At 63.6% G+C, this 16,534-nt stretch carries 17 protein-coding genes and 3 pseudogenes; 7 read left to right on the top strand and 13 right to left on the bottom strand.

The window, feature by feature from the left end; translation table 11 throughout:
- Positions 1 to 42: 42 nt before the first annotated feature.
- From LGH82_RS27865 to LGH82_RS27840, 6 genes are all read right to left on the bottom strand, one after another.
- A complete protein-coding gene (locus LGH82_RS27865) occupies positions 43 to 609 on the bottom strand; it encodes a DUF1700 domain-containing protein (protein ID WP_227345784.1) in 567 nt (188 codons plus the stop codon).
- On the bottom strand, positions 606 to 932 hold the full coding sequence (locus tag LGH82_RS27860) for a PadR family transcriptional regulator (RefSeq protein WP_227345783.1): 327 nt from the start codon (positions 930 to 932) through the stop codon (positions 606 to 608). The genes LGH82_RS27865 and LGH82_RS27860 overlap by 4 nt, the downstream gene beginning before the upstream one ends.
- Before the next feature lie 121 nt (positions 933 to 1,053).
- Positions 1,054 to 1,422, bottom strand: a complete 369-nt coding sequence (locus LGH82_RS27855) for a DoxX family protein (protein ID WP_227345782.1) — start codon at positions 1,420 to 1,422, stop codon at positions 1,054 to 1,056.
- Positions 1,423 to 1,429: 7 nt separating this feature from the next.
- The gene (locus LGH82_RS27850; protein WP_227345781.1) at positions 1,430 to 1,783 is read right to left on the bottom strand and encodes a VOC family protein; all 354 of its coding nucleotides are present in this window, start codon (positions 1,781 to 1,783) and stop codon (positions 1,430 to 1,432) included.
- A gap of 78 nt (positions 1,784 to 1,861) precedes the next feature.
- Positions 1,862 to 2,647 (bottom strand): helix-turn-helix domain-containing protein, encoded by a 786-nt coding sequence (locus tag LGH82_RS27845; protein WP_227345780.1) that lies wholly within the window; start codon positions 2,645 to 2,647, stop codon positions 1,862 to 1,864.
- A gap of 44 nt (positions 2,648 to 2,691) precedes the next feature.
- Positions 2,692 to 3,141 (bottom strand): GatB/YqeY domain-containing protein, encoded by a 450-nt coding sequence (locus LGH82_RS27840; protein ID WP_227345779.1) that lies wholly within the window; start codon positions 3,139 to 3,141, stop codon positions 2,692 to 2,694.
- A gap of 277 nt (positions 3,142 to 3,418) precedes the next feature.
- On the opposite strand from LGH82_RS27840, the gene carA reads away from it, so the two are divergent.
- Complete coding sequence (carA, locus tag LGH82_RS27835; RefSeq protein WP_227345778.1) at positions 3,419 to 4,636, top strand: glutamine-hydrolyzing carbamoyl-phosphate synthase small subunit; 1,218 nt, start codon at positions 3,419 to 3,421, stop codon at positions 4,634 to 4,636.
- 237 nt (positions 4,637 to 4,873) lie between these two features.
- Here the strand turns inward: carA and LGH82_RS27830 are convergent, their stop codons facing one another.
- Entirely contained in the window at positions 4,874 to 5,794 is a 921-nt protein-coding gene (locus tag LGH82_RS27830) for an aldo/keto reductase (protein ID WP_227345777.1), read from the bottom strand.
- Between the two features lie 186 nt (positions 5,795 to 5,980).
- On the opposite strand from LGH82_RS27830, the pseudogene LGH82_RS33400 reads away from it, so the two are divergent.
- A pseudogene (locus tag LGH82_RS33400) lies at positions 5,981 to 6,073 on the top strand (hypothetical protein); the annotation flags it as partial.
- A 215-nt stretch (positions 6,074 to 6,288) separates the two neighbouring features.
- Positions 6,289 to 6,933: an IS630 family transposase gene (locus LGH82_RS27820; protein WP_227349701.1), complete on the top strand. Its 645-nt coding sequence runs from the start codon at positions 6,289 to 6,291 to the stop codon at positions 6,931 to 6,933.
- On the opposite strand, the pseudogene LGH82_RS27815 reads toward LGH82_RS27820, so the two are convergent.
- Positions 6,878 to 8,123 (bottom strand): annotated as a pseudogene (locus LGH82_RS27815) (TCR/Tet family MFS transporter). The gene LGH82_RS27820 and the pseudogene LGH82_RS27815 sit on opposite strands and share 56 nt — an antisense overlap.
- Before the next feature lie 155 nt (positions 8,124 to 8,278).
- On the bottom strand, positions 8,279 to 9,202 hold the full coding sequence (locus LGH82_RS27810; RefSeq protein ID WP_227345776.1) for a neutral zinc metallopeptidase: 924 nt from the start codon (positions 9,200 to 9,202) through the stop codon (positions 8,279 to 8,281).
- Positions 9,203 to 9,470: 268 nt separating this feature from the next.
- Between LGH82_RS27810 and LGH82_RS27805 the strand changes: the two genes are divergently transcribed.
- On the top strand, positions 9,471 to 10,361 hold the full coding sequence (locus LGH82_RS27805; protein ID WP_227345775.1) for a polysaccharide deacetylase family protein: 891 nt from the start codon (positions 9,471 to 9,473) through the stop codon (positions 10,359 to 10,361).
- A 6-nt stretch (positions 10,362 to 10,367) separates the two neighbouring features.
- Here the strand turns inward: LGH82_RS27805 and LGH82_RS27800 are convergent, their stop codons facing one another.
- The 3 genes and pseudogenes from LGH82_RS27800 to mntR all read right to left on the bottom strand — a co-directional run bounded on the left by LGH82_RS27800 (position 10,368) and on the right by mntR (position 12,105).
- Entirely contained in the window at positions 10,368 to 10,556 is a 189-nt protein-coding gene (locus LGH82_RS27800) for a hypothetical protein (RefSeq protein WP_227345774.1), read from the bottom strand.
- 407 nt (positions 10,557 to 10,963) lie between these two features.
- Positions 10,964 to 11,120, bottom strand: a pseudogene (locus LGH82_RS33740) (DapH/DapD/GlmU-related protein); the annotation flags it as partial.
- A 535-nt stretch (positions 11,121 to 11,655) separates the two neighbouring features.
- The gene (mntR, locus tag LGH82_RS27790; RefSeq protein WP_227345773.1) at positions 11,656 to 12,105 is read right to left on the bottom strand and encodes a manganese-binding transcriptional regulator MntR; all 450 of its coding nucleotides are present in this window, start codon (positions 12,103 to 12,105) and stop codon (positions 11,656 to 11,658) included.
- 259 nt (positions 12,106 to 12,364) lie between these two features.
- Here mntR and LGH82_RS27785 point away from each other — a divergent pair, with 259 nt between their 5' ends.
- The 3 genes from LGH82_RS27785 to LGH82_RS27775 all read left to right on the top strand — a co-directional run bounded on the left by LGH82_RS27785 (position 12,365) and on the right by LGH82_RS27775 (position 15,429).
- Positions 12,365 to 13,732 carry an Nramp family divalent metal transporter gene (locus tag LGH82_RS27785; protein ID WP_227345772.1) on the top strand — a complete coding sequence of 456 codons (1,368 nt, stop codon included), beginning with the start codon at positions 12,365 to 12,367 and terminating at the stop codon, positions 13,730 to 13,732.
- A 95-nt stretch (positions 13,733 to 13,827) separates the two neighbouring features.
- Positions 13,828 to 14,655, top strand: coding sequence for a protein-L-isoaspartate O-methyltransferase family protein (locus LGH82_RS27780; protein ID WP_227345771.1), 828 nt, complete (start codon positions 13,828 to 13,830; stop codon positions 14,653 to 14,655).
- 120 nt (positions 14,656 to 14,775) lie between these two features.
- Complete coding sequence (locus LGH82_RS27775; RefSeq protein ID WP_227345770.1) at positions 14,776 to 15,429, top strand: dihydrofolate reductase family protein; 654 nt, start codon at positions 14,776 to 14,778, stop codon at positions 15,427 to 15,429.
- 232 nt (positions 15,430 to 15,661) lie between these two features.
- On the opposite strand, the gene LGH82_RS27770 is transcribed toward LGH82_RS27775, so the two are convergent.
- Positions 15,662 to 16,528, bottom strand: a complete 867-nt coding sequence (locus tag LGH82_RS27770) for a LysR family transcriptional regulator (RefSeq protein ID WP_227345769.1) — start codon at positions 16,526 to 16,528, stop codon at positions 15,662 to 15,664.
- Between the last annotated feature and the right edge of the window lie 6 nt (positions 16,529 to 16,534).

Genomic DNA, 16,534 nt, shown 5'->3' with positions numbered 1-16,534 from the left:
TTTCCTTCAACGTGATGACAAATTGCACGAGCATGACAACGCTCAAACGGAATTGCGGTCCGGCTGGGTGATACGGGAATGCAGCCGGGCATAGCGCCCGACAACGCGTATGCCCGCGCCCGAGCCCAGCAACAGCAAGGCGCCGCCGCCAATGAAGCCGCTCACCAGTCCGGCGCCTATGAGGAGGCGGCCCAGCGTAAGCGTGAACGTGCCGCCAGGATCGAACAGCAATGTGGTGAGGATGATCTTGATGCCAAGCGCGCCGATGGCGACGAGCGTGATGCCAAGGCCGAGCGCCAGGACGACTGCGGTGATGACCAGCGGCAGCAGGAAGACGATGTCGACGAAGACAAGGCCGGCCAGGGCGAACGTCGCCGCCAACATGTTCGACACGCTCCAATGGGCTTCAAAACGGCGCAGACCAGCCTCGGCCCGCAACTCGCGGCCGATCCTGGTCGGGTCGCCCAAGGCCGCCGCGACTTCCGCTTCGGTGCGGCCCGAGGCATCGGCGAAATGGGCGGCATAGTCGCCAACAATATCCTCGATCTCCTGCTGCGGCAGGTCGGCAAGTCCCGCTCTCAACGTGCGCAGGAAGGCATCCCTTGTCATGGCAGATCCTCAAGAAGTTTATCGACGGCGCCCGCGAAGGAGCGCCAGTCGCGGCGATGAGCTTCGAAGGCCTTCTGGCCGAGCGGCGTGAGCCGGTAATATTTGCGCGGCGGCCCGCTGCTGGACTCGACGATGCGGGTGGCGACAAGGCCGTCATTCTGCATCCGGCGCATCAGGGGATAGATCGTGCCCTCCCCCATGCTCACCGCGGCAACCAGCGTGCTGGCGATTTCGTAGCCATAACTCTCGCCCCGCGACAGCACGGCCAGGACGCACAGATCAAGCGCGCCTTTTCGCAACTGAACAAGGATGGACTCGGTCATGGCAGGTCTCGAATTCAAGGCCTGTATATAACACGCTACCTGTTTATACAAGGTAGTGAATTGGACGCTGCGCGACGGCACGCGTTTCCACCGGCAACGGACTTCCATTATGGAAGGACGTTCAATGCGGATCGGCTGTCGCCGCGAGGATCAGCCCGCCGAGAACGGCAATGTTGATGGTGAAGGCGGAACGAAGTCCCTGTCTTTCCGGGCCGGAATAGCGCCAGAAGTTGAGAGCCATCAGGCTGGCGGCAACCGTGAAAGCGATGAGCGCCGGCGCCGCGTATGGCCGGGCGACACCGGTTGCAAGGCAGAGGCCGGCGACGGTCTCCACGGTCGACCCTGCGGCAAGCAGGAGGCTCGGCGCGGGGAATTGCCGCTCGGCCAGTTGCGCGACAATCGTCGTGAATTTCAGGAAATGCTCGGCCCCGGCCCAGACGAAAACGCCACCGAGCAGCACAAAGCCAAGCGTGTGAACTAGGGCGACCAAGGCGTTCTCAGTTCGCCGACCACACGGCGAGTTCGTATCCGTCCGGATCCTCGAAATGAAAGCGGCGGCCGCCGGGGAATTCGAACACCGGTTTGACGATCCTCGCGCCGGCCTGCTCGATCCGCTTCTGCGTTGCCGCGAGATCGTCGGCATAGAGAATGACCAGCGGTCCGCCAGGCTTGATCGGTCCGCCCGTGGTCAGTCCGCCCGTCAGGCGTCCGTCCGTGAACTCGCAATAGGTTGGCCCGTATTCGGTGAAACTCCAGCCGAATGCCTTGCCGTAGAAGTCGCGCGAACGCGCGATATCGCTGACGTTGAATTCGATGTTGTCGATCCGCCGGTCATTGCCTGTCGCGCCCATGACGCATCCTTTCCATGGTTGGATTGATTGACGGAACATGCCGCGAGAGGCACCCGTGGTCTTGAAGAAAACGGCCAATCACGCCGCAAGCTGGCGGACGAACGCGCGTGCGGTCATGCCGCTGAGCGACTGGATTTCGCGGCTGAGATGCGCCTGGTCGGCATATCCCGTCGCATAGGCCATGTCAGCCAATCCGGCCTGTCCTCCTTGCCGCGCCAAGGCCTGGAACCTCTGAAAGCGCAGGATGCGGTCAAGGGTTTTAGGGCCATAGCCGAACAGGTGATGGCTCCTGCGCCGCAGCGTCCGTTCGCTGACATTGAGCCGGCGTGTCAGGCGCGATACAACCTCGCCCTCACTGCCGGCATCGTTTTGCAGCAGCTCGAACATCAATGCCCCGTCACGGCAGGGAGCCTCGACCGACACGGCCATCCGGCCAAGCAATTGCTGCAACAATCCGGCTTGTTCGCGCATGCCCCTGGCGTCCTGCAGTCTCCCGGTGAAGTCGCGGGCCTTCTCGCCCCAGATATCCAGCATGTCGATCTGGCTGCCAACAATCTCCGTCATCGGCAAGCCCAGCCAGGGCGCGGCGGCACCTGGCCGGAAGCGCATGCCAAGCACGGTCGCGCCCGACGCCAAGTCGGGATTGGCGGCCGTGATGTCCGGGCCGACCACGACAAGCCTGTCACTCCAGAGAAGATCGACGCAGCCGTCGGGGACAACGGTGATGCTTCCGGCATGATCATCCGGAATGACGTGCTTCCACACGCACAGAAAGTGCTCGCGAAGCGCGGGCGTCGGCGCCGCTTCAGCGTAGTGCCCGACGCGACTGGCAAGAACCGGATTCACCTTTGGCTTGGTTTCCACCCTCGCCTCCCAAGCATCGCTGCTCTGATGACGGGACAAATGCCTTACTGCAGCAGGCCCTTGACGATGCCGCTTGCCTTGGCGAAGTCCATTTGGCCGGCATATTTCGCCTTCAGCACGGCGATCACCTTGCCCATGTCCTTCTGGCTGGTGGCACTGGTCTCGGCGATGGCCTCGCGTGCCGCTGCCGTCACCGCGGCATCGTCCAGCTGCGTCGGCAGGAAACCGCGGATGATGGCCATCTCCTCGCGCTCCTTGGCCGCGAGTTCCGGCCGCTTGCCGTCGTCGAATGCCTTGGCCGACTCCTCGCGCTGCTTCACCATCTTGGCCATGATCTGCAGGATCTCGTCATTGCTGGCCGGCTCCTTGGCCGAACCGCGATTGGCGATGTCGCGGTCGTGGATGGCGGCCTGGATCAGCCGCAGCGTCGGCAGCCGGTGCTTGTCCTGCGCCTTCATCGCGGTCTTCAGGGATTCGGCGATTTTCGCGCGCATGATGCTTTCTCCTTCGATCGGCGCGGACAATAGTCCCACTGAAAGCGCAAGGCAAACCCTGATACCATCCGGCAAACCCCTGATATTGTTCGACGAAATAAATCAACACCGCGTCCGGCCTTTTCATTGACCGGCCCGGTGCCTTCCCCTATGTACTCAGCCTTGCATGAACCGAGTTTTGGCTGCGCGGAAGCTGCGAAATCGCTGCTTGGCGCGGCTTGCTGCGCAGATGGTCCACCGGGCCAGTCGAAGCGCGCAGCCTTTTAGGAGCGCCGCCATGACCGAGATGACCGCCGCGTCGACCCCCGCCTGGGCCACTGAAAAGCCGACCGCCCTTCTGGTGCTGGCCGACGGCACGATCATCGAGGGGCGCGGCCTCGGCGCCACCGGCTCCGCCGTTGCCGAAGTCTGCTTCAACACCGCGCTGACCGGCTACCAGGAAATCCTCACCGACCCGTCCTATGCAGGCCAGATCGTCACCTTCACCTTTCCGCACATCGGCAACATCGGCACCAATGACGAGGACATCGAGGACCTCAACCCAGCTGCCCGCGCCGGCGCTGTCGGCGCCGTGATCAAGGCCGACGTCACCAACCCGTCCAACTACCGCGCCGCGGGAGGGCTCGACCAGTGGCTGAAGAAGCGCGGCATCGTCGCGCTGTCGGGCATCGACACCCGCGCGCTGACCGCTCTGATCCGCGAGAAAGGCATGCCCAACGCCGTCATCGCGCACGCGCCGGACGGCGTGTTCGACCTCGACGACCTGAAGCAGCGCGCCGCCGCATGGTCCGGCCTGATCGGCCTCGACCTCGCCAAGGAAGTCACCTCCGGCCAGTCCTCGGTCTGGCGCGAAACGCCCTGGGTCTGGAACGAGGGTTTTGGCGAACAGGACGACCCGACCCTGCATGTCGTCGCCATCGACTATGGCGTCAAGCGCAACATATTGCGCCTGCTTGCCGGTCTCGGCGCCAAGGTCACCGTGGTGCCGGCCAAGACCGGCGCCGAGGAGATCCTGGCCATGCAACCCGATGGCATCTTCCTCTCCAACGGCCCCGGCGACCCGGAAGCCACCGGCGAATATGCCGTGCCGGTCATCAAGGACCTGTTGAAATCAGACATTCCGGTGTTCGGCATCTGCCTTGGCCACCAGATGCTGGCGCTGGCACTGGGCGGCAGGACCGCCAAGATGCACCAGGGCCATCACGGTGCCAATCATCCGGTCAAGGACCACACCACCGGCAAGGTCGAGATCGTCTCGATGAACCACGGCTTTGCGGTTGATGCCGACTCGCTGCCCGCCGGCGTCGAGGAAACCCACGTCTCGCTGTTCGACGGCTCGAACTGCGGCATCACGCTGACCGGCCGCCCGGTGTTCTCGGTCCAGCATCACCCCGAGGCCTCCCCCGGTCCGCAGGATTCACACTACCTGTTCCGCCGCTTCGTCAACCTCATCCGCGAGAAGCGCGGCGAGGAATTGCTGGCGGAGCGGGCTTGATCTCGATCCGTTAGCGCTGCCCCTCATTGGCCCTGCCGGGCATTTCTCCCCCTATGGTGACGGGGAGAAAGACGCTCTCGCCGACGCTTCCGCCAATGGTCAACGTTGCAGGAAGGGCGTCGAGGGCGCGTCCACACCCTTCTCCCCGTCACTATACGGGGAGAAGGTGCCGGCAGGCGGATGAAGGGCAGCGCAAGCGTCTCACACGATAAGAATGCTCACCGCAAATCCCTCGACCTAAGCCACCGGCCGCCCCTCGCTCGCCTCCAGGATGGCGAACCACTGCTGACGATCGAGGCGAACGTCCAACGCCCCAGCCATGGCCGCCAGCCGCTCCGGCTTCATCGAACCCAGCACCGGCACCAGTTGCGCCGGATGACGCAGCAGCCAGGCGATGGCGACACTGGCGAGATCGCTGGCGCCGATTTCGGCAGCCACCGCCGCAAGCGCTGCCCGCACCCGCGCCTCTCGGCCCTGCTGGCCGGTGAACAGCGAGCCGCCGCCGAGCGGCGACCAGATCATCGGCGCATAGGACAGGCGCTGCGCGTGGTCGAGGCTGCCGTCGGTCAATGCCGTCGTTTTCAGCACCGACATTTCGATCTGGTTGGTCGCGAGTGAAAACGGTAGCCGCGACGCCAGCAGATCGAACTGCGACGGCGTGAAATTGGAGACGCCGACCGCCCTCACCTTGCCAGTCTTGACCAGTCCGGCAAGTGCCGCCGCCGTCTCGTCGGCATCCATCAGCGGATCCGGCCGGTGTAGCAGGAGCAGGTCGAGATAGTCGGTATGCAGATTGGCCAGCGAACGCTCCACCGAGGCCGCGATATGGCCGGCACTGGTGTCATAGTGCTTCAGCCGGTTGCCGGGCCTGTTGGGCGACTCCAGCATGATGTCGCATTTCGAGATCAGCTCGATGTCCTCGCGCTTGCCTGTCCAACGCGCCAGCCCGGCGCCGAAGGCTGCCTCCACCTCGTAGTTTCCATAGATATCGGCGTGATCGAAACTGGTCAGGCCGAGATCAACCGCAATGCCGATCAGTCGCGCGACCGCATCGGCATCCGGGTGCATGCCGCCATCGAGCAGGCGCCAGGCGCCAAACACCAGTCGCGACAGCGACAGCCCGTCCTCGGTCAGCGCAATTCGGCTGTCATAGGTCATATCTTTACCCCATCTTCCGCAACGCCGGTCGCGGCGTTTCCAAGCGTCGCCGGCCTGGCCACTTTCGTGACGAAGACAATGAGCGCCAGTACTAGAGCAAAATCCGAGCGGATAGAATCGATAGGGGTTTCGTTGGGATTGGAAATCTGATTCAGCATATCTGCTGGATTCGGAGGCCGGCATGGCATGGCGAAATCCTTATCGGAAGATTTGCGGGCTCGGGTGGTCGCAGCGGTTGATGGCGGCCTGTCGCGACGGGCGGCAGCGGCGCGATTTGGCGTGGCGGCGGCAAGCTCGGTGCGTTGGGTCCGGGAATGGCGCGAGACCGGAGCCACCTGCGCAAAGCCGCAGGGCGGCGACAGGCGGTCCCACCGCGTTGAAGCGTATCGCGACATCATCCTGGCGGCGATCGAGAGGCGGGTGGACATCACGCTGGTCGAACTCGCCGAGTTGCTGCGACAGGAGCATGGCGCGTCGTTTGCGACGAGCACGATCTGGCGGTTTCTCGATCGTCACTCCATGACCTTCAAAAAAAAAAACGGCGCACGCCAGCGAGCAGGAGCGGCCAGACGTGGCGGCGCGACGAAACGCCCTGGTTCGACGCCCAGCCCGATCTTGATCCCGAGCATCTGGTCTTCATCGACGAGACCGGAGCCTCGACAAAGATGGCTCGACTGCGGGGGCGCACGAAGCGCGGGATGCGGTGCCGATCGCCAATCCCGCATGGCCATTGGAAGACGACGACGTTCACCGGCGCCCTGCGCCTCACTGGCATGACCGCGCCAATGGTCCTGGACGGCCCGATGACTGGCGAATGGTTTGTCGCCTATGTCGAGCAGGTTCTCGTGCCGACGCTGCGGCCCGACGATGTCGTGATCCTCGACAACCTGCCGGCGCACAAAAGCGCAGCCGCCCGTGTGGCGATCGAAGCAACCGGCGCAAGGATGATGTTCCTCCCGCCCTATTCCCCCGACTTCAACCCGATCGAGAACGCCTTTTCCAAGCTGAAATCGATTCTACGCAAAGCCGCCGCACGAACCGTCGCGGAATTGTGGGATACCATCAGCGCCGCACTGCCTTGCTTCACACCAACCGAGTGCGCCAACTACTTCGCCGCAACAGGATATGAGCCGGAATGATCAGATTCTGCTCTAGGAAAAACGCGCCAACCAGATAGGGCGCACCGCCGAAGGTCATCGGCGCCTTCGGTCCGGTGAACCAGGAAAAGATCGCCGTATAGAGCAGCGGCGTGATGATCGAGGTGATCGAGAAGATCGAGGTCATCGCGCCCTGGAGTTCGCCCTGCGCCGAAGGCGGCACCTTGGCGGCGGCAAGGCTCCTGAGCGGCGGGTCGGCGAGCGCTTCCAGGCAGCCGACGACGATTACGGCGTAGACCATCCAGCCTTGCACGGCGAAGGCATAGCCGAAGGCGCTGGCCGCCGTGAAGGCCAGCCCGATTGCGGCCGTCTTCCACTCGCCAAGCCTGGGGATCACGCGCGGCAGCACCGTGCCCATGACGATGGCTCCGCACAGGCCGAAGGCGCCAAGCGAAAAGCCGATCTGCTGCTGGCTCCAGCCATAGCGGTAATTGGCGACGAACGACCACACCGCCGGATACATCATGTGCCCAAGCGTCATCAGGAAGAAGACAAGCCCGATCCAGCCGATGCCCTCATACTGGCGCATCTGGAGCAGCGTTCCGACCGGGTTGGCGCGCTTCCACTCGAAGCGGCGGCGATGCTTTTCATCGAGCGTTTCCGGCAACAGGAACAGCGCGATCAGGAAATTCACGAAGGCAAGCCCGGCGGCGAAATAGAAGGGAACGCGCGGCCCGAACGTGCCCGAGCAGCCCGCCCAGCACCGGTCCGATGACGAAGCCGACGCCGACGCCGAAGGCGATGCCGAGCAGGCCGAAATTCTTCGCCCGGTTCTCATCGTTCGAAATGTCGGCGATGAAGGCGGATGTCGTCGAATAGCTGGCGCCGGAAATACCGGCCAGCACACGCCCGATGAACAGCATCGGATAGGACCAGGCGACGGCGCAGATCAGATTGTCGATGGAGAAAGTCAGCACCGAGGCGAGCAGGATCGGCCGCCGTCCGAACCGGTCACTCAAGCCGCCCATGATGGGTGCGAAGAAGAACTGCATTGCCGCATAGACAAAGAGCAACCAGCCGCCTTCGATCGCCGCGCCGCTGATGCCGACGCCGCTCAACTCCTGCAGATAGGCCGGCAGCACCGGCATGATCATGCCGAAGCCGATGATATCCAGCAGCAGCGTGGTGAAGACGAGCGCAAGGCCCCGCCTGGCGGTCTTGGGATCGATCATGACGGCGTCGGCTCCTCAAAGTCGCCTCGCACAGCGGGAGGCAACTTATAGGCGAGCTTGCTTTCCAGAACAATAAGGGAACGTGCTGGATAACTTCATCCTGACAGCCACTGACGGCAGGCATTGCCTGCCGTTCGGTGATGCCTGCCGAATGCTCAGATCGGATTGTTGAACGTATCGCAATCCGTGAGCTTGCCGCTCTTGTAGCCACGGGCCAGCCAGCTCTGCCGCTGCGCCGAAGTGCCGTGGTTGAAGCTTTCCGGCACGACATAGCCCTGCGCACGCTTCTGCAGCGTGTCGTCGCCGATCTGCTTGGCCGCGTTCAGCGCGCTTTCCATGTCGCCCTGTTCGAGGATGCCCTTCTGCGCGGTGAAATGCGCCCAGATACCGGCGAAACAGTCGGCCTGAAGCTCGATCCGCACCGACATCTGGTTGGAATCGGCTTCGCTCATCCCCTGCCGCATCTTGTTGAACTTGGGCAGGATGCCCGTCAGGTTCTGCACGTGATGGCCGACCTCATGCGCGATGACATAGGCCCTGGCGAATTCACCGGACGCGCCGAACTGCTGGTCCAGTTGCTGGAAGAAGGTCATATCGAGATAAACCTTGCGATCGTTGGGGCAATAGAACGGCCCGGCCGCCGAACTGGCGGACCCGCAGGCCGAGCGGATCTGCCCGCTGAACAGCACCAGCTTCGGGTCCTCATAGGTCAGGCCCTGCGACTTGAAGATGCCCGTCCAGGTATCCTCGGTATCGGCCAACACCGTTGAGACGAACTGCTTCATCTCGTCGGAGGCCGGCGCGCCCACGCCGCTGCTCTGCGGGCTGTTGCTGGTTACCTGCCCACCGCCGCCGCCGCTGATGTCGCCGCCGTTCAGAAGCTGCAACGGATTGATGCCGAAAACGCCCCAGGCGATCAGCGCGATAACCGCCAGGACGATGATCCTGGAGAGAGACATCCCGCCACCACCGGCGCTGCCGCCGATCGGAAGTTGGAAGCCGGGGCCGCCCGACCCACCACCGCTATCGCTGCGGTCGTCCTCGACATTGTCACTCTGACGACGGCCTCTCCAGAGCATGGCAACTCCTCGCGATGCGAATTTCCCGGGCGATCCGGCACATAAGCGCCGATCCGACCCAACAGATAATTATCCCAATGGTTGCGCCGAGTCACAGCATTTTTCGCTGTCGCGGCCACGTCGGCAGCTCAGCTGGATACGCCAACATCCGGACGTTTGCGGAGGATCGGCCAAGTTCCTGCCGGGCCATGCCGTCACAGCGGCAGGTAAACTTTCGTTAACCATACCCGGAATAAAAGCGTAGGCGATTCAAGGGGATGTTTCCGCTATGGCTTTTGTGTCCGGGCGCCTGCTGGCGCAGGTGTTGGGTGTTGTTGCTCTGGGCGCACTGGCCTCCGGCTGCGCGACGACGAAATCGGCAACCGCCTCCGACGGAACCAAGCTCGCCTATGCGGGGGAGCCCGACAAGCCAGCCACGGGCGGGCTCTTTACCCCGCACAGCCTCAGTGGCCTTGCCGGTCGCACCGTCACCGTCAACAGCATCGCCGACCTCAAGCTGCGCAGCCACGAAGTGGTGCTGACCTTCGATGACGGCCCGATGCCCGGCCGCACCGAAAACATCCTGCGCGCGCTCGACAATGCCGGCGTCAAGGCAACCTTCATGATGGTCGGAAGCATGGCGCGCGCCCATCCGGCCATCGTGCGCGAAGTAGCCGCCCACGGCCACACCATCGGCACGCACACGCAAAGCCACGCCAACCTGGCACAGTTGAGCGTCGCCGCGGCCGACGCCCAGATCGACGACGGCATCAAGAGCGTCTCGGCGGCGCTCGTGCCCTCGATGTCGCGCCCGGCCCCCTTCTTCCGCTTCCCCTATCTGGCGTCCACCGCCACCCTGCGCCACCAACTCGCGTCGCGCGGCATCGTCGTCATCGACGCCGACATCGATTCCAAGGATTATTTCCAGTCGACACCCGAGCAGGTTCGCCAGCGCACCTTGAAGCGCATCGAACAGCGCGGCTCCGGCATCATCCTGATGCACGACATCCACCCACGCACCGCGCAGATGCTGCCGCAACTGCTGGCCGACCTGAAGGCCAGGGGCTACAAGGTGGTGCGGCTGGTGCCCGGCCACGGCAGCCGCGATGTGCTGGTGTCGTCGCTGAGCGAGCGCACGGTGATGTCAACCCGGCAGGTGGCATACGCCGAGAGCCGCTGACGACGCTCAGCCCTTCTGTTTGGCGCCGGCGCTCTTGCCGTCGGAGCTTTTCGAACGCTCCTCGAAACGGTCAGCACCCTTCTTAAGTGGATGCCCTGTCTCGGCCTCGGTCTTGCGCTCGTCCTTTGCCGCAGCCTGCTTTAGCCCTTTGGCAGCCTGTTTGCCCTTGGCGGTCGGTGCTTGTTCAACGCCCATGATATCCTCCTCGGCCTCGCGGGATCGCGCGGCACGAGGTCCAACGCGCGGGCGGTACGGCGGTTCCGGGGGCTACAATGCACCTCGATGACATCGCCTCGGGCTCCCGGCCCCTTCTTCCAGGCCGATTTCGCAACGGGGCAGTTGAACCCGTTCATCCGAATAACCGACGTCGCCGCCTTCGCCGGAAGTCAGCGTCATCTCTTCCGCCGTCGCCGAGGTGGCAACGGCGGCGAGGATATGTTTCATCGGAGGAGGTTAGCGTTGTTCGGCGTGCCGAGCCACGAAGTCCTCAACGGATCCCATGAAACTGTCTTGCTCGGCGAAGATTTTCTCGTCACTCCAATCCCACCAACCGATCGACAGCATTGCCTCAACGATGGCCGGCGGGTGACGATATCGAATGACCTTGGCGGGATTTCCCCCGACGATGGCATACGGAGGAACGTCCTTCGTCACCACGGCGCCGGCCCCGATGATCGCGCCGTCACTAACCTTGACGCCGGATAGCACCGTCGCCGCGTAGCCGATCCAGACATCGTTGCCGATGACTGTCGTACCCTTCGCGCTCTTCTCAATTGGGACGTCGTCACGGTTGTGAAAAAAGACATCATTCATATGGTAGGTTGTGACGCATTGCCTGTGCTCTGAGAGCGCAAAGATCTTGGCATCGGGACCGATGGAAATGAACGATCCAAAAACAACCGGAGCCTCGACGGCCGGGAACAGCACTACCGAAGCCGGAACGTTGGTGTGTCTCCCGACGGTCACACCCGGCATGTCACTCAGCTTACGCGGCCCCCGCCGCAAACCCAACCGTCTTATCAATACGCTCAAAGCTGACAATATGATTGTCCAATATTTACCTAATATAGGAATGCGTTAAACTCTGATTTTTGACACCATTCAAGACCAAACTCACGGAGGCCCAAGCACTAGGTCGGCGGTGTGCCTACCGCGCCCAAACTCTCTCATAGTCGGCGGGTCGATTGTAACCGCCACCCTTGGACGGCCCTTCACTTAACCGAAGCCGAAGCCGAAGCCGAAGCCGAAGCCCAAACCCTGACCCGGCTCGACACCACGGCCGGATCGAATATCCTCAGCGCGCCGTCATCGCCTTGCGAAACGCTTCCAGCGTCTCGGCGCTGACATGGTGTTCGATGCCCTCGGCGTCGATGCGCGCTGTCTCAACGCTGACGCCGAGCGAACGCAGGAAGGCTTCCACCGTCTGGTGGCGGATGCGGCTTTCCTCCGCCACCTTGCGGCCGGCTTCGGTCAGGAACACGCCGCGATAGGGTTTTCTGGACACCAGTCCGTCGGCGCACAGCCGCGTCAGCATCTTGGCGACCGTGGGCTGGGCGACGCCGAGCCTTGCGGCGATATCGACCTGGCGCGCCTCGTTGCCGTCCTCGATCAGATCAGCGATCAGCTCGACATAGTCCTCGACAAGCGCACTGCGGCGCGCTTCGCGCGTCTGCCGGAATCCCTCCGAATGGACGTCAGCGTCAGGTAGCGGCTCGCGCGGGACTGGTCTGTTCTTCAGCGCCAATACGCGCTCCTCCCCAGGGCTTTCTCGGATTCAAATCGATGGTGCATTCATAGCACGGGCGGCGGGCACGCACTCTAACTTGTTCAGGCCGTTTATTTGCATTCGGCGACAGGCGCAACCGGCGCTTCGATTGCCCCGGCGGCAGTGCCCACACCGTCAACCAAAAAAGCACAGACAATGAAATATAGCATATTGCATAATGTTGAGCCGCGACATAGGTTGAGGGGAGCATCGACCAATCGCGCGGAAAGCATTTTTCATGTCAGAGACGGAAGCCACCACCGCCCCCCGGCCCGCATGGCGGTTTGCCCGGCCCGAGGAGGACGACCAGCCCAGCCTGCGCGAGGTCAACGCGTCGATCGCGGTGCCGACGTCCGGCGCGTGGTTTCGCCGCCTGTTCGCCTTCATGGGGCCAGGCTACCTGGTCTCGGTCGGCTACATGGACCCCGGCAACTGGGCGACCGACCTCGCCGGCGGCGCCCAGTTCGGCTACACGCTGCTGTTCATCATCATGCTGTCAAACCTGATGGCGATCCTGCTGCAGGCGCTCTCGGCCAGGCTCGGCATCGCCACCGGCCGTGACCTTGCCCAGGCCTGCCGCGCCTACTATCCCCGCCCCGTCAACTTCGTGCTGTGGATCGCCTGCGAACTGGCCATCATCGCCTGCGACCTTGCCGAGGTCATCGGCACGGCAATCGCGCTACAGCTCCTGCTCGGCATTCCACTGGTCGGCGGCGCCATGCTGACGGCGCTCGATGCCTTCCTGGTGCTCCTGTTGATGAACAAGGGTTTTCGTTATCTCGAAGCCTTCGTCGTCGCGCTGCTGATCATCATCTTCGGCTGCTTCGCCATCCAGATCTTCGTCGCGGCACCTCCGGCCGGCACCATCCTGCACGCCATGTTCGTGCCGTCGTCCGAGATCGTCACCAATCCGGCGATGCTCTACATCGCCATCGGCATCATCGGCGCCACGGTGATGCCGCACAATCTCTATCTGCACTCCTCCATCGTGCAGACCCGCGCCTATGAACGCACCGACGCCGGCAAACGCGACGCCATCAAATGGGCGACGGCCGACTCGACCATCGCCCTGATGCTGGCCCTGTTCGTCAATGCCGCCATCCTGATCGTGTCGGCGGTGGCCTTCCACAACACCGGCCATCAGGACGTCGCCGAGATTGAAGACGCCTTCAAGCTCCTGTCGCCGCTGCTCGGCCTCGGCATCGCCTCGATCCTGTTCGCCGTGGCACTGCTCGCGTCCGGCCTGAACTCGACGGTGACGGCGACGCTCGCCGGCCAGATCATCATGGAAGGCTTCCTGCGCCTGCGCATTCCCAACTGGGCCCGCCGCCTTCTGACACGCGGCATCGCCATCATACCGGTGGTCGTCGTCACCGCCCTCTATGGCGAGAAGGGAACCGGTCAGCTTCTGATCTTCAGTCAGGTGGTGCTGTCCATGCAGTTGCCCTTCGCCGTGATCCCGTTGGTGCAGTTCGTATCGGACAAGAAGAAGATGGGCACCTTCGCCATCCCGCGCAGCGTTGCCGCGCTGGCCTGGATTGTCGCCGCCGTCATCCTGATCCTCAATTTCAAGCTGCTCTACGACACTCTGTTCGGGATCGGTTGAGGCGTTTCGGCGACGCTTTCTCCCGCCTCTCCCTACCAGAAGGGGAGAGGAAATGCCGATCGCCAACGTTACGATTTGCGCTATCTTCTCTCGCCATGAGCAAGATCGAGGATGCCCGGAAATTCTATGCGCGGCTGATGGCCGCCAATGCCGGCTCGGCCGATCCGCGCCTGGAGGCGATTTTCGCCGAGGTGCCGCGCGAAGCCTTCCTTGGCCCCGGACCGTGGACGGTCATCGCCGGCAAGGGCAAGATCACCACGCCCAGCGCCGATCCCGTCCATGTCTACCAGAACGTGCTGGTGGCACTCGATGCCGACAAGGGCATCAACAATGGCGAGCCGTTCCTTCACGCCATGTGGATCGGCAAGCTGGCGCCCAGGCCCGGCGAGGCCGTTACGCACATCGGCGCCGGCACGGGCTATTACACCGCGCTGCTGGCACGGCTGGTTTCGCCGGGCCCGGTCACCGCCTTCGAACTCGAAGCCAGCCTTGCCACACTCGCGCGCAAGAACCTGGAAGCCTACGGCAACGTGACGGTCATCCACGGCGATGCCGTCACCGCGAGCCTGCCGCCATCCGACATCATCTACGTCAATGCCGGCGTCGCGGTGCCACCGGCGCAATGGCTGAAGGCGCTGAACCCGGGTGGACGCCTGGTCTTCCCGTGGCGTCCGGCCGAACGCGTCGCCTTCGCCGTGCTGGTGACCCGCACCGCGAACGGTTTTGCCTGCGATCCGTTCATGGGCTCTTGGTTCATTCCGTGCAGCGGCGCGTCCGTGGCAGGCCCGACGGCGAAGATCCCCAGCCGCCAGCAGGCTGCGCGCAGCCGCTCGCTCCAGCTGATCGCCGACAGGGCGCCCGACCGCACCGCCACCGCCATTTTCGACGATATCTGGTTCTCGTCGCGCGAGATCAAGGCCTGACGCGGCACGGCAGGCCAGCGAGAAGATTGCCAAGAATTTCGCGGCCCGTGTCGGACTGGCAGCCCGTCCTTGGGCTGAAGTCCGGCCCTGACGGTGCGGATAGGAAACAGGGAGCATCCCATGAGAAAGATCATCGCTGCCACCTTCGTCAGCCTCGACGGCGTCATGCAGGCGCCGGGCGGGCCGGAAGAGGATCCGGCCGGCGGCTTCAAGTTCGGCGGCTGGACGTTCCACTATTGGGACGATGCCATGGGCGCCGTGATGGGCGAGACCTTCTCGAAACCCTACGCGCTGCTGCTCGGCCGCAAGACCTACGACATCTTCGCCGCCCACTGGCCGCATCAGAAAGACGATCCGATCGCCGAAAGCTTCAACGCCGTGACCAAATATGTGGCGACGCACCGGCCCGATTCACTGTCCTGGCAGAACAGCCAGCCGCTTGGCCCCGATGTCGTGGCGACACTGCGCAAGCTGAAAACAGAGGACGGCCCGGACCTGCTCCTCCAGGGATCGAGCGACCTGATCCAGACCTTGCTCGCCCACGACCTGATCGACGAGATCAGCCTGCTGATCTTCCCGCTGGTGCTGGGCAAGGGCAAGCGGCTGTTCGGCGAGGGAACAATGCCGGCCGCTTTCAAGCTCACTCGCTCGCAGACGTCGAGCACCGGCGTCATCATGGCGAGCTATGAGCGATCAGGGGAGATCAAGACGGGGTCGTTTGCCCAGGAACAGCCGTCGGATGCGGAGGTCGAGCGGCGAAAGGATTTGAAGTAGAATTGTCGAACCCTGCGCCAAACTGGAGCACCCCTCATCCGACCGAGCTTTGCTCGGCCACCTTCTCCCACAAGGGGAGAAGGCGGAGCCTGGCTTACACGGCACCGCCAGTTTCCGACGCCGAAGATTGGCAACAACGTCCACGCGATCTTGCCTTCTCCCCTTGTGGGAGAAGGTGGATCGGCGCGCAGCGCCGAGACGGATGAGGGGTGCTCCATCGAGATGCGACCGCTCAAGCAGCCCGCGCCCGCCGCGCCAACCCATCTCGAATATACCGCGCGAACTCCTGCGCCGCTGGCCCAACGCCATGCCCCGGCAGATGCAGGTTGATCGCAAAATTCGGCAGGGCCGGCAGGGCCGGATCGGAGAGAATGTCGAGATCAACCGGCACGGTCGACGCCAACCAGGTGGTGACGGCAAGGTCTGACCGCACCGTCGCCGTCGTCGCGTCGATGTTGCCGTTCTCGAACACGGTGCGCCATTCCAGCCCGTGTTCGTTGAGCGCCGACAGCACCGCCGGGCGGAAGGCGCAGGTGTCCGCCACCATCGACACCGGCAAGGGACGCTTAATACGGGCGACACCGCCCTTGGCGCCGACCCAGACCAGCCGGTCGACGGCCAGGCATTCGCCAGTGGATGGACCGACCCGCTCCTCGATCACGGCCAGATCAATCGTGCCGGCCGCCAATGCCGCGGCCAGTTCCGGCGACGAGGCGCAGACCAGCGATATCTCGACCTGTGGATAGGCATTGGAATAGGCCTTCAGCACCGGCGCCAGCACTGTGCCGACAAGATCGTAGGGCACGCCGAGCCGCACTCGCCCCGCCACCACGTTGCCCGCCATCTCCGCCCAGATCTCGTCATTGAGGCCAAGCAGGCGCTTGGCCCTGCCGAACAGTTGCTCGCCGGCCCGCGTCAACCGCAGGCCCCGCCGGTCGCGCTCGAACAGGTTGGAGCCAAGCGCCTCCTCCAGCCGCTTGACCTGCTGGCTGACCGCGCCTTGCGTCAGATGCAGCGCGTTGGCGGCCGCCGTCATGCTGGCCCTGTCGGCGACCGCCACGAAGGTTCGGATCAGCGCGATGTCGAGATTTCGGATCATGGCTTA

This window comes from Mesorhizobium sp. PAMC28654 (genome assembly GCF_020616515.1).
Lineage (GTDB): Bacteria > Pseudomonadota > Alphaproteobacteria > Rhizobiales > Rhizobiaceae > Mesorhizobium.
This window is presented reverse-complemented; position numbering and strand designations above follow the sequence as displayed.